We start from the raw sequence: 13,052 nt of genomic DNA, 5'->3' as shown, positions 1-13,052 counted from the left end.
TTCTCATGGATTTTCTCCTTATTCCAACGCCGATCAAACATCTCTGTTCCTGCGTAACTTACAAAACGGAGATGGTCGCATCTGGTATAAGTTTCAATTGAAAACGGAGTACAAGCTGTTGCATTATATGCAACTGCAAAACGCGCAATTGACTCAAAACACCCCCTAACCCATTAGAAAATTAGAAAATTAGAAAATACCTTTGAGCAACTTCTTGCCCTTATCGAGTGGGTTCCGACGAAAGTTTGCTTCTTCTTTGGCAATATAAGAAAAAATTCCATCGAGCGCTTGATCCGTGACGCTATCTGTCAGCCCATCACGAGAAAGATCCGCGCCGCCGAGTCGCGCCAAGGAAGAGAGTGATCCCAACCGTTCAAGCTGCTCGTAAGCTCCCAGATCACCCAGGGCCTTTTCAACCAGCGGGCGGACTTTTACCGCCAATTCTTCACCAGATGTGCGTCGAAGATAATCCGAACCAGCCGCTTCACCGCCAGTCACAATGCCAACGCCATCTTGCAACGTGAGGCCATCAATCGCCGAACGGAACACAGGCTTGGCCTCCAAAGCCGCCTTGCCTGCCGCGTCATTGAGCATTTTGGTAATATCCTTGGTCAGCCCTGCCTTGCTGGTAAAACGCAAGATACTCGTCGCCTTCTCCAAGGGGCCCGGCAGCAATATCCGTACCGCCTTATCCTCGTAAAAAGCACCGGGCTGGGAAAGCTTGTCGAGCGCATTGTCAGACGCATCACCCAAGATGCTCTTCACGCCGGTGCTTTGCGCTACAGCCGGTGTTACCGCCATAGGGATGAGCGCTAAAGGTGCCGTAGCAAGGGCGATGGTAGCGATAAATCTACCAGATGTTTTTCCGTGACGCATGGCTGTTTCTCCTGAATAATGTCAGGCGATCATAGCACATTTCATTGATCCAACGCTGAACAACCCCGGTTCAGGGGTAAAATTCTGCAAATTTTGTGGATTCAGCTTGGTCTATTTTCTTTCGGAAAACTCCAGAACACCTTTGGTTTCCGCTACCGACATTTCGGCCAATGTTAGCGAAAATGGGTCTCCATCATCCGTCTTTCCGGAGAAATTCGTTCCGCTGCGCGCAACTTCAAAATCATTGTCGGTCAATTGCCCTTCATACCAATCTGCAAGCTTATCAGCGCCAGCAGGTGCCTGAAAACTGATCTGGACGGTACCGCCCTGATCATCCGCGTCCTGGATATCAAAGCTGGTGACGCGACTACCGGGATAGAAATCGATATTGTTCATATCGAAATCATCGCTGTCGAGCGTTATAGAAGGCAGATCAATTTCCATCGAGAAGCCATCGGCCTTGATCGAGAATTTGCTATCTTCTTCACCGCCGCCGATTTTGATTTTCTTATCATCCGACTTGCTGTCGTCACTAAGATCTATGGATATTCCGGAACCATCGGCAGAGCCATCGTCAACCTTGCTGCAAGCGGACAAGCTAAGCGGCAGTGCCGCCAATAGGATCAGATATTTCGTGGTCATGCGTATTTCTCCAGACTGTATTGATTCACTAATACAGTCTGGAGATTATTTGGTCAAGCGGCAAAGCCGGATCAACCGTCTATTGATGCTCCGGGGTTGGCCGCATTCACAATGCCGCCATCGACGGGAATTGTTGTGCCGATGACATAATCGCCGGCCGGGCTCGCCAGAAATACAGCGGCAGATGCCATATCCTCGGGGCGGCCGATCCGCTTCGCCGGAATACCTTTTTCGACAGCATCCTCGTGGTCGCGCGCCGCCTTGTTCATCGTCGAAGCGAAAGCACCGGGGGCGATGCCGGTCATGATGATATCTTCCTGCACCAGCTTCGAGGCCATTTTCCGGGTCAAGTGGATGACCGCTGCCTTCGACGCCTGATAGCTGTAGGTCTCCCAAGGATTGACCTTCAATCCATCTACCGACGCAATGTTGATAACCTTGGCCGGACGCTCGAAACTGGCGGCTGCTTTCAGCTGTGGGTGCAGAGCCTGGGTCAGGAAGAACAAGCCTTTGACGTTGGTGTCCATGACCTTGTCCCAGCCGGCTTCCGGGAAATCCACATATTCCGCGCCCCAGGCGACACCCGCATTATTGACGAGAATGTCGAGCTTCTCTTCGCGCGAAGCGATTTCTGCGGCCAATGCCTTGCAACCTTCATAGGTCGAAATATCGCCCTGGATATAGGTACAGTTCTCGCCAAATTTGGCAGCCGCGGCTTCGCCCTGATCGGCCTTGCGACCCGAGATGTAGACCTTGGCGCCTTGTGCCAGATATCCTTCGGTGATCATCGCGCCAATACCACGCTGGCCGCCGGTGACGAGGGCTACACGGCCTTCGAGAGAGAAAAGTTTGTTAAAATCCATCATATTGTCCTTTAATAGCCGTGCATCTCGGCAACGAGGTTGGTGTGATAGTTCACATCACCCATGAATTCCTGCAACGCGCGGTCGCGCTTCATATAGAGGCCGATGTCATATTCATCGGTCATGCCGACACCGCCGTGCATCTGGACGCCTTCCTTGACCGAAAGCGCCGTGGCTTTACCGGCCTTGGCCTTTGCAACCGACACCATCAATTCTGCTTTGGAAGAGCCTTCATCCAGCATCTGCTGCGCTTTCAAAACCGCTGCCCGTGCGATTTCCATCTCGCTATAAAGATGCGAAATGCGGTGTTGCAGCGCCTGGAACGTCCCGATCACCGCGCCAAACTGGCTCCGGCCTTTGATATAATCCACGGTGATGTCCATCGACCCGGAACCAACGCCCAGTGTTTCGGCAGCCGCACCGGCGCGTCCGGCATTCAGCATGCGCCGCAGGACCGTATCGCCTTCATCAACTTCGCCGATCACCGCATCGGCATCGACCGTCACGCCGTCAAATTGCACATGTGCCGCCATCGCGCTGTCGACCAGCCGCGCGCTGTCTTTCGAAACCCCTGCTGCATTGGCATCAACCGCGAACAGGGTCAGGCCTTTGTCATCACCAGCCGCACCGCTCGTCCGCGCCGCCACGATCAGCATATCCGCAGAACCGCCCTGCACGACAAATTGCTTCTTGCCGTCCAGCTTGAAACCATTGCCTTCACGCGCAGCGGTCATGCTGATCTGATCCGGGCGATGTTTCGCGCCTTCGTCGATCGCCAGCGCCAGCACCGTATCGCCCGAGACGATACCCGGAAAATATTGGTCACGGAGCGCTTTTCCACCTGCGTTCAGCGCTTCCACGCCAGCAACCGCTGTGGTCAGAAATGGCGACGGCGTCAGGTTGCGGCCAACCTCTTCGAGCACGACACCGGCTTCGACGTGGCCCAATCCAAGACCACCTTCCTCTTCACCGATCAAGATTCCGGTAAAGCCCATTTCCGCAAACTGCTTCCACAAAGCGTGCGAAAAACCGTCCTTGCATTGTTTGTCCCGAAATTCGCGAAGATGCGCAACCGGCGCTTCGCCTTTCATAAATTCGGCTGCACTATCGTGGAGCATCTTTTGATCGTCGTTCAAATATAGCGGCATTTTCTAGTCCTTATCTCATATGTGCGCTGCGGGCTCAGGCGCGAGCCGATCCCGCATCAATGGCTGTGTGGCGGGCCTCTATCAGGCGCCTGGCAATCGCAGAATTTGCTTGGACACCACGTTCAGCATGACTTCGCTGGTACCCCCCTCGATACTATTCGCCTTGGTACGCAGCCAGCTACGGGCCGTCAGCCCGCCATTGGTGGCTTCGCTTTCCCACTCGAGCACTTCGCTGCCGCCGGCTGCCATGATCAGCTCGTGGCGGCGTTTGTTGATCTCGGTGCCCGCATATTTCATCATATTGGGCTGTGCAGGATGGCAAAGACCGGCCTTGAACGTGTCGCCGAAACGCTCCGCCATGGCGCGGAATGCCAGCACATCAATATCCATGTCTGCCATTTGCGCGCGAAGCATGGGGTCATCAAGACGGCCCTGTTCATCACGACCATATTGATCGGCAAATTTGGCGCCAAGCGACGCTGACCCCTCGGAGCCACCACCGGAAATCATGCTGCGTTCGTGACCCAGCAGATATTTGGCAACATCCCAGCCCTTGTTGACCTCGTAAACCACGGAAGAAACGCCTTCGCCATATTCCTTCGGTACGGTCACATCGTCGAAAAACGTTTCACAAAATGCCGACTGACCGGAAATCAGGACGATCGGCTTGGTCGTCACGCCTTTGTTGGTCATGTCAAACAGCATGAAGGTAATGCCCTTATGCTTTTCATTCTTGTCGGTCCGCGTCAGGCAGAATATCCAATCGGCCTTGTCCGCATAGCTCGTCCAGATTTTCTGACCGTTGACCAGAAAGCTATCGCCTTGGTCGACCGCGCTGGTTTGCAGCGAGGCGAGATCGGAACCCGACCCCGGCTCGGAATAACCCTGGCACCAGCGGATTTCACCACGTGCGATCGGCGGCAGAAAATGTTTCTTCTGTGCTTCGGTGCCGAAATGCAGCAGCGCGGGGCCAAGCATCCAGATGCCAAAACTCGACAAGGGCGAACGGCATCTCAGCCGCGCCATTTCCTGACCCAGAATCTTCGCTTCGGCCCGCGACAGTCCGCCACCGCCATATTCTTTCGGCCAGTCCGGCACCGTCCAGCCTTTTGCGGCCATGATATCCAGCCATTCTTTCTGACCCGGCTTGAACGTCGCATTGCGTCCGCCCCAGACCGCATCTTCTTCGCCTGTCATCGGCTCGCGCATCTCCGGCGGGCAATTGGCTTCTAGCCATGCGGCGGTCTCCGCGCGGAATGTTTCCAGATCGGACATCACGATTTTCCTTTTAATTGATCAATTAAAGTTGGACTATCACAAGTGCGTTATCCGATTCAATGATTCCCTGAACCGGACGAGCAAATAAATTTCGGTGGCAAAGTGCCTTTACGGTTTCCGTAGCGGCAATTTACCCGGTCAACGCAAAGCGCGCAGCCCATGAATTGGACGCCGCCTATGAAGCGAAGAAAAAGGAACGGATGAAGATGCGATTTGAAGGCAAAACAGCGGTTATAACGGGCGGTTCATCAGGCATTGGGCGTGGTACCGTGGATCTATTCCTACGCGAGGGCGCAACCGTGGTAATGGGCGACATTGATGAAGCAGAAGGCTCTGCGATGATGTCATCCATGGGTGATGGCTTCCTCTTCAAAAAATGCGATGTCACCCAAGAAGATCGGGTCAAGGCGCTGATGGACTATGCAGCCAAAGAAACCGGCGGCATCGATATCGTCTTCAACAATGCTGGTGCCGGCGGCCCCCGCGATCCGATTGATGAGATTAGCGGTGACGATTGGGATTTTGCCATGGCGCTGCTGCTGAAATCGGTCGCTATGGGCATCCGTCACGCCGCACCCCATCTCAAAAACCGCGGTGGCGGGGCTATCGTCAACACGGCCTCCATCTGCTCTTTTCAAGCCGGATATGGCCCGATCGCTTATTCGACAGCCAAGGCCGGCGTGCTGCATCTGACAAAGGTCGCAGCGGCGGAATTGGCCCAATATAACATTCGTGTGAACGCAATCTGTCCTGGATTCATCCAGACCAATATTTTCGCATCGACGGTCGGCGCCAATAAAGAAGAGACGATGGAGATTAATTCGGTTCTGGGCCAGGCCGCAGCCAGTGCCCAACCAGTCGCTCGTCCCGGCGTACCCAATGACATTGCCGAGGCCGCAGCCTATCTCGCTTCCGACGCCGCAGGCTTTGTGACCGGTACACATCTACTGGTCGATGGCGGCATGCTGGTCGGCACCCAAGGCAGCTGGAATCCTGAAGTTCCGGGCATGCTTGATGCAATTTTGCCGGAGCATTTGCGTTGACAGAAGGTTCCGACAAGCTCCCCCTCCGAACCAAGATCCTATACGGCTTCGGCGCCTCCGCTTATGGCATCAAGGACAACGGCTTTTCCGTTTTCCTGCTTTATTATTACAATCAGGTGGTCGGCATGCGCGCCGATGTTGTCAGTCTGGCGATTGCCATTGCGCTGTTTGTCGATGCTTTCATCGATCCGCTGATCGGCCAGATGACCGACCGGACCAGAACCCCGGTCGGCCGCCGCCACCCGTGGCTCTACGGGGCCGCCATTCCGATCGCCATTGCCTGGCTATTATTGTGGCACCCGCCAGAGACGAGCGCTACGCTGCAATTCTTCTATCTGCTGACGATGGCGATGCTCGTGCGGATCACATTGTCCGCCTATGAAGTCCCCTCGCTGGCGCTGCTTCCGGAACTCAGCAGCGACTATCATGACCGCACCAGCACATTGCGCTATCGCACCCTGTTCGGCTGGGCGAGCGGTCTTGGCATCATGGCGATTGCTTATGGCGTACTGCTGGTGCCGAGCGAGAAATATCCCGTCGGAATGCTGAACGTCGACGGCTATTCCACATTCGCCATTGTCGGCGCCTGCGTCATGGCATTTTCCGTACTGATATCGGCGATCAGCACCCACAAACGGATCGTCGGTCGCTATAAGGCCGAGCCCAGCCAGCCGGAAACCGCAGAAGGGTTTTCGGAAATGCTGGCGACCTTTCGCTACACGCCGTTTCTGTTGTTGATGTTTGCTGGTGTTTTCGCCTTTACCAATCAGGGCCTGTTATTCTCGATGACACCTTATCTGCTCACCCATGTCTGGGAATTCGGGTCAGAAGAGATGACCCTCTATTCCGCTGTGCTTTTCATCGGCGTCATTATCGCATTTTTAATGGTCACTCCGATTTCCAAGCGCACAGGAAAGCCCAAGGGTGCTGCCTTGTTGACGCTTTTTGCCGTGATCGTCGGCACAGCGCCTTACTGGCTGCGGATGGTCGATCTTTTTCCGGCGCTCGGCTCGCCCAATCTGATCCCCGTCCTGTTCTCCTTTCTCGTCATCAACATAGCGGCCGGAATTTCCGCAATGATCCTCACGATGTCGATGATGGCAGATGTAACGGATGCCTATGCCTTTGAGGTCGGCAAGCGCACGGAAGGGCTGTTCTCCTCCGGCATGTGGTTCATGCAGAAAATGGTCGGCGGCATGGGCATATTGCTGTCCGGGCTGATCATTTCCTTCATCCAGCTGCCCGCGCAGGCAGTGCCCGGCACGGTCGATCCAGCGATTGTCGACAATCTGGCGCTGATTTTCGTGGCCATGGTGACTGTGATCGGGCTCGCCGGAACATGGGCCTATACCCTGTTCCCGCTCAGCGAGCAGGACCATAGCGAGCGCATCTCAAAGCTTGGCGCGACCATGCCGAAGGTGAAATGAAGACAGGGGAATAAAAACTGCTCTGGCTAGTCGTTTTCGCGGTGGCAAAGCCAGACGGCCTCTGATAAGTTAATCGTATAGTTAAAAACAAAAAGGATTTGGGCATGGATTTTGATCTCACTGAAAAGCAGGAATATTGGCGCAACCGGGTCCGCGACCATATTGACACTCACCTCCGCCCCCGTATCGCTGATTTTCAAGCAGAAGACGCTAGCGGCGAACGCTGGAAGGTCCTGCAAGTGGTCGAAGAAGAAAAAAAGAAGGCCAAGGAAGCAGGCATCTGGAACCTGTTCATGCCGCCTGCCAATCCAAATCTTACGCATATTGACGATGTGTTTGAATTTGAAGGTCCTGGCCTGACCAATCTGGAATATGCCCTGTGTGCCGAAGAAATGGGCCGCGTTGGTTTCGCTTCCGAAGTATTCAACTGCTCCGCACCTGATACCGGCAATATGGAAGTATTCCATCGCTACGGCACGCTGGAACAAAAAGAGCAATATCTGCGTCAGTTGATGAACGGTGAAATCCGTTCTGCGTTCCTAATGACGGAGCCAGCTGTTGCGTCTTCCGATGCAACCAATATCGAAACCGCGATTGTTCGCGATGGCAATGAATATGTCATCAACGGCCGCAAATGGTGGTCTTCTGGCCTTGGTGATCCACGCTGTAAAATTGCGATTGTCATGGGCAAGACCACATTCGAAGGCAGCCGCTACACACAGCAATCCCAAATCCTGATGCCAACCGACGCACCGGGCGTAAAAATCCTCCGTCACCTACCGGTATTCGGTTATGACGATGCACCGCACGGCCATATGGAAGTCGAAATGAAGGACGTTCGCGTTCCGGCTGAAAATATCCTGCTCGGCGAAGGGCGTGGCTTTGAAATTGCCCAGGGCCGCCTCGGACCCGGCCGGATCCATCACTGCATGCGGACCATTGGTGTCGCAGAAGAAGCGCTCGAAAAAATGGTCAAGCGCCTGCAATCGCGCGTCGCGTTCGGCAAACGCATTTCCGAACATAGTATCTGGGATGAGCGCGTTGCCCGTGCCCGGATCGACATCGACATGAGTCGTCTGCTCTGCCTGAAAGCCGCGGACATGATGGATAAGGTTGGCAATAAATATGCCAAGGCTGAAATTGCCATGATCAAGGTTCAAGCCCCAAATATGGCGCTGAAAATCATTGATGATGCGATTCAGGCCCATGGCGGCGGCGGCGTTTCCAACGATTTCGGTCTCGCCAGCGCTTATGCACATCAGCGGACCCTTCGGCTTGCCGATGGCCCGGATGAGGTTCACAATCGCACAATCGCCAAGATGGAATATGGCAAATATGCCGAGACCGCCGACGGCAGCAAGATGAAGGAAAGCATCTCGTCTGGTGACTTGGGCGCAACCCGCTAGGAAAACATTATGAAAGCAGCAGTTCTGGTTGAAGCGGGCAAACCGCTTGAAATAGAAGACGTCGTAATTTCGAAACCAGGACCGCATGAAGTGCTGATCCGAACGGCAGCCTGCGGGCTTTGCCATTCGGATCTGCATTTTATCGATGGCGCCTATCCGCACCCCCTGCCCGCTATTCCTGGGCATGAGGCTGCGGGTATTGTCGAAGCCATTGGCAGCGAAGTACGCACGGTCGCCGTCGGCGATGCGGTGGTGTCCTGCCTGTCGGCTTTTTGCGGACATTGTGAATTTTGCGTATCCGGCCGGATGTCGCTGTGCCTAGGTGGAGACACACGGCGCGGTACAGACGAAGCGCCGCGAATTACGCGACCCGATGGCTCAACCGTAGGACAGATGCTCAATCTGTCCGCCTTCGCCGAGCAGATGCTGATCCATGAACATGCCTGCGTCCGTATCGATCCAGACATGCCGCTGGATCGGGCAGCAGTTATCGGTTGTGCCGTGACCACCGGTGCAGGGACTATTTTCAACGCCTGCAAAGTAACGCCCGGTGAAACCGTTGCCGTCGTCGGTTGCGGTGGCGTCGGCCTTGCCACCATCAACGCGGCGAAAATCGCCGGTGCCGGTCGGATCATTGCTGCCGACCCGATCAAGGAAAAGCGCGATCTCGCGGTCAAACTGGGCGCGACTGACGTTGTCGATGCGATGGCCGACGATGCCGCTGGGCAGATTGTTGAACTTACCAAGGGCGGCGTTGATCATGCGATTGAAGCCGTTGGTCGTCCGGCCTCCGGCGACTTGGCAGTCGGCTCGCTGAAACGCGGCGGCACTGCGACGATCCTCGGTATGATGCCGCTGGACCACAAAGTTGGACTGAGCGCGATGGACCTGCTCTCCGGCAAGAAACTGCAAGGCGTGCTGATGGGCGAAAACCGCTTCCCGGTCGACATCCCGCGTCTGGTAGATTTCTATCTGCGCGGAATGCTCGATTTAGACAGCATTGTAGCAGAAACCATTCCGTTAGAGCAGATCAATGACGGTTTTGAAAAAATGAAAAAAGGTGACGCAGCCCGTTCTGTGATCACCTTCGCATAGAATAATAGGAAGAGGGACTTCCCATGAATCCACAGGAAGACATGACTGGTACAATGGAAGTACCGGACAAGGACAAGCTTGATGAAGCAAGTCTTACAAACTGGATGGAAGCCAATGTCGAAGGCTTTACCGGACCTTTAAGCTTGAGCAAATTCAAAGGCGGCCAATCCAACCCGACCTATAAGATCGATACGCCGGGCGCGTCCTATGTGTTGCGCAAGAAACCCTTTGGGAAATTGCTGCCTTCGGCCCATGCCGTCGACCGTGAATTCCGTGTAATCGCTGGCCTGCATCCCGCTGGTTTCCCGGTCGCGAAACCTTATGGCCTATGCGACGACGACAGCGTGATCGGTACGATGTTCTACATCATGGGCATGGCAGATGGCCGTACATTGTGGGATGGTACGCTACCGGACAGCAATCCACAGGAGCGCAAGGCAATCTATCATGAAATGATCGATACGCTGGCTCAGCTGCATAGCTATGACCCGACCGAACTAGGTCTGGAAAAGCACGGCAAGCCCGGCAATTATTGCGAGCGGCAGATTTCCCGTTGGACCCAACAATATCGCCTGTCCGAACTTCAGGTCATTCCAGAGATGGACAAGCTGATAGAATGGCTGACCAAAACCATACCGGAACAAAAAAGCTTTGGCATCGTCCACGGCGACTATCGGCTAGACAATATGATCTTTGCCCATGACGAACCCAAGGTCATAGCGGTTCTGGATTGGGAACTCTCGACCCTGGGCGATCCTATTGCGGACTTTGCCTATTGGCTGATGGCTTATGAAATGGAGCCCGAAGGCCGCAGTGGATTGAAAGACGTCGATCTTGCTGCACTGGGCATCCCCTCTCGCGAAGAAGCCATTGCACGCTATTGCGAAAAATCGGGCATCACCGAACTACCCGCGATGGATTGGTATCTGGCCTATAATCTATTCCGGATTGCTGCTATTTTGCAGGGCATTCAAAAACGGGTTGCCGATGGCACGGCCAATAGCGCGGCCGCCGCTGAGATGTCGGATCGGGTAACCCCCTTGGCACAGGCCGGTTGGGAAGTCGCAAAACGCGCAGGAGCATAAAATGGACCTCAAGGACAAAGTCGCGATCGTCACAGGCGCTGGTAGCGGGATTGGTCGGGCCTCTGCCCTGCTATTCGCGCAACATGGCGCGAAAGTCATCGCCAGCGACGTCACCGATGCCGTCGAGGAAACCGCAAAAGGCTCCGAAGGCAATATCATCGCAATCAAGGCCGACGCAGGGTCCGAAGGCGATGTCGAGATGCTCGTAGAAGCCGCTGAGCAGCGCTTTGGCGACCTCAATGTGTTCTTTGCCAATGCCGGTATCGGCGGCGGGTTTGAAGGCATTTTCGACAGCAGCGTTGCCGAATGGCAGGAAGTCCTGCGCGTCAATCTGATCGGACCGTTTCTAGCCTGCAAATATGCCGGCAAGGTGATTGCGGAGAGCAAACATGGCGGCTCTATCATTTGCACCGCCAGTGTAGCCGGCATCCGGTCCGGCGCCGGTGGCCCCGCTTATTCCGCATCCAAGGCTGGCGTTATCAATCTTGTGAAGGTCGCCTCGCAGCAATTTGCGACATCCAATGTCCGCTGCAATGCGATCTGTCCCGGTATCACCGAGACCGGCATGACCCAATTCATCTACGACAAGGCCCGCGAAAAAGGTAAGGAAGACCGGCTGGGCTATCTCAATCCGCTGCGCCGTGGAGCAGCACCTATGGAGATGGCAGAAGTCGCGCTATTCTTGGCGTCCGACCGCTCGTCCTATGTCAACGGACAAGCAATTGCCGTCGATGGCGGCCTCAGCGGCTCGCATCCGGTCACCCGTCAGGAATTTGGTCGGACGGCGGTTTAGTTCGCCAAGGCGAGACTACCGTCTCCCAATTGCACGAAATCTACACGGCCTTCGGTGGCTCCGCACAGAAATGTGCGCTGTCCACTGTTGGACAATTCGCCTTCGACCCGCCAGCCTGCACCATCACGCGCTACTGATTGAATGGCAGAAACGCGCGCGTCCTGGCCTGCCTGCCGTTCTGCCGCATTGGAACAGGCGCTGATCGCCGATTCCATCGCTTCGCTTCCCCAGCTATTTCTACGATCATCGCGTGTATCGGTACGCCGATCATCATAGCGTTGGTTCTCGCCGCGATAATCGCGGTCTTCATAGCGCCGGTCACGTTTGTCTTTTGAGGCCGCACTGGCAATCGCGGCGATGCCGCCAATCACCAATATACCGGCCAATATATCCCCGCCATCAACCCGACCGCGATGACGACGGTGCCCGCGATAGCCTCGATAACCGCGATGGCTGCGCCAGCCCTCCGCCTTTTCATTCTCCGCATTCCAACCCAGCGCGCTCGCGTCAATCGGCGTAGCCGGAGCCACACCCGGATTAATCGGCGCAGCAAAAGCCGGAGAGATGCCAGAAAACACCAATGCCGTGGATGCTGCGAGAGCGGAAAACTTTGTCATCTTTGTCATGTCTAATAACCCCATTTGGCGCAGATTCGACAATATCAAACCTACCATTGCATCAAATATAGCTGGTCCAGCCTGTCACCAGGCTGAACCATTTTTCTTCGGTAGTTTTCGACCTCATGATCAACGCCGAGCGTAGTCGAGGCCTTTGAACTGAACATTGCTCACGCGATTGCCGTCAACATAGCAGGTGAACTTTCCCTTGTCGGAATAGCTGTTCCGCTGATAGCGACCACGGGCCTGATCCACCCGGATCTTGCCTTTGATCCGATAGCCATAGCGCGTCCGATCGACATCTCGGATATCGGTTACAGATGCGCGCCCTCGACGCGTCGCCTGGTTTTCAGCGGCCCGCACACAACGGTTCACGGCCTGACGCTGATTGATCGGACGATAGTTGTTGCGATAACGATTATCGGCATAACGCTGGTTGCTGTGGTACCGAACATCGCGATAGTTGCTATCACGATAGCTTCGGTCCTTTTTGCTGGAGCTCGCAATCGCCGCAATCGCGCCGATGATCGCTACACCGGCGATAACCTCACCAGTACTGGGCCCATTATGCCGGCCATCCTTAGCCATCACAGGGGTAGCAGAAACAGCCATCGCAGCAGCAGCAGCGGTTCCAACAAGAGCTTTGTTTAACTTGTTCATATCCACTTTCCTTTCACACTGCCCGAAACCACCTCCCGAGCTTGCAAGCCCCTTTTAGGTGATTCGGCTTGAGTGAAAACTGAACTGCCCTGACAGGCAATGTTCAGGTTAATGGTATT

At 55.0% G+C, this 13,052-nt stretch carries 13 protein-coding genes; 6 read left to right on the top strand and 7 right to left on the bottom strand.

Translation table 11 applies throughout. The features are described 5' to 3' along the window. Nucleotides 1–189: 189 nt before the first annotated feature. The 5 genes from ABJG22_RS07340 to ABJG22_RS07320 form a co-directional block, all read right to left on the bottom strand. Nucleotides 190–876 (bottom strand): DUF4197 domain-containing protein, encoded by a 687-nt coding sequence (locus tag ABJG22_RS07340; protein ID WP_348019597.1) that lies wholly within the window; start codon nucleotides 874–876, stop codon nucleotides 190–192. 111 nt (nucleotides 877–987) lie between these two features. Beyond that, nucleotides 988–1,518 (bottom strand): hypothetical protein, encoded by a 531-nt coding sequence (locus ABJG22_RS07335; RefSeq protein ID WP_348019596.1) that lies wholly within the window; start codon nucleotides 1,516–1,518, stop codon nucleotides 988–990. A gap of 71 nt (nucleotides 1,519–1,589) precedes the next feature. Beyond that, on the bottom strand, nucleotides 1,590–2,381 hold the full coding sequence (locus ABJG22_RS07330) for an SDR family oxidoreductase (protein WP_348020317.1): 792 nt from the start codon (nucleotides 2,379–2,381) through the stop codon (nucleotides 1,590–1,592). Nucleotides 2,382–2,392: 11 nt separating this feature from the next. Continuing rightward, nucleotides 2,393–3,529, bottom strand: coding sequence for an acyl-CoA dehydrogenase family protein (locus ABJG22_RS07325; RefSeq protein WP_348019595.1), 1,137 nt, complete (start codon nucleotides 3,527–3,529; stop codon nucleotides 2,393–2,395). Nucleotides 3,530–3,610: 81 nt separating this feature from the next. Beyond that, entirely contained in the window at nucleotides 3,611–4,804 is a 1,194-nt protein-coding gene (locus tag ABJG22_RS07320; RefSeq protein WP_348019594.1) for an acyl-CoA dehydrogenase family protein, read from the bottom strand. A gap of 203 nt (nucleotides 4,805–5,007) precedes the next feature. On the opposite strand from ABJG22_RS07320, the gene ABJG22_RS07315 reads away from it, so the two are divergent. From ABJG22_RS07315 to ABJG22_RS07290, 6 genes are all read left to right on the top strand, one after another. Further along, nucleotides 5,008–5,850 (top strand): SDR family oxidoreductase, encoded by an 843-nt coding sequence (locus ABJG22_RS07315; protein WP_348019593.1) that lies wholly within the window; start codon nucleotides 5,008–5,010, stop codon nucleotides 5,848–5,850. Then, nucleotides 5,847–7,277, top strand: coding sequence for an MFS transporter (locus ABJG22_RS07310; protein ID WP_348019592.1), 1,431 nt, complete (start codon nucleotides 5,847–5,849; stop codon nucleotides 7,275–7,277). The genes ABJG22_RS07315 and ABJG22_RS07310 overlap by 4 nt, the downstream gene beginning before the upstream one ends. A gap of 104 nt (nucleotides 7,278–7,381) precedes the next feature. After that, nucleotides 7,382–8,683 carry an acyl-CoA dehydrogenase family protein gene (locus ABJG22_RS07305; RefSeq protein WP_348019591.1) on the top strand — a complete coding sequence of 434 codons (1,302 nt, stop codon included), beginning with the start codon at nucleotides 7,382–7,384 and terminating at the stop codon, nucleotides 8,681–8,683. A gap of 9 nt (nucleotides 8,684–8,692) precedes the next feature. Beyond that, nucleotides 8,693–9,778: a Zn-dependent alcohol dehydrogenase gene (locus ABJG22_RS07300; RefSeq protein ID WP_348019590.1), complete on the top strand. Its 1,086-nt coding sequence runs from the start codon at nucleotides 8,693–8,695 to the stop codon at nucleotides 9,776–9,778. A 23-nt stretch (nucleotides 9,779–9,801) separates the two neighbouring features. Continuing rightward, complete coding sequence (locus ABJG22_RS07295; RefSeq protein ID WP_348019589.1) at nucleotides 9,802–10,863, top strand: phosphotransferase family protein; 1,062 nt, start codon at nucleotides 9,802–9,804, stop codon at nucleotides 10,861–10,863. Between the two features lies 1 nt (nucleotide 10,864). Then, complete coding sequence (locus ABJG22_RS07290) at nucleotides 10,865–11,656, top strand: SDR family oxidoreductase (RefSeq protein WP_348019588.1); 792 nt, start codon at nucleotides 10,865–10,867, stop codon at nucleotides 11,654–11,656. Here ABJG22_RS07290 and ABJG22_RS07285 read toward each other — a convergent pair. Beyond that, nucleotides 11,653–12,282 (bottom strand): hypothetical protein, encoded by a 630-nt coding sequence (locus ABJG22_RS07285; RefSeq protein WP_348019587.1) that lies wholly within the window; start codon nucleotides 12,280–12,282, stop codon nucleotides 11,653–11,655. The two genes, ABJG22_RS07290 and ABJG22_RS07285, sit on opposite strands and share 4 nt — an antisense overlap. A 120-nt stretch (nucleotides 12,283–12,402) precedes the next feature. Further along, nucleotides 12,403–12,933, bottom strand: a complete 531-nt coding sequence (locus ABJG22_RS07280; RefSeq protein WP_348019586.1) for a hypothetical protein — start codon at nucleotides 12,931–12,933, stop codon at nucleotides 12,403–12,405. Between the last annotated feature and the right edge of the window lie 119 nt (nucleotides 12,934–13,052).

This window comes from Parasphingorhabdus sp. (genome assembly GCF_039939955.1).
In the GTDB taxonomy this organism is placed as follows: Bacteria; Pseudomonadota; Alphaproteobacteria; order Sphingomonadales; family Sphingomonadaceae; genus Parasphingorhabdus.
The sequence above is the reverse complement of the archived record's forward strand: the minus strand, read 5'-3'. Positions and strand labels throughout refer to the sequence as shown.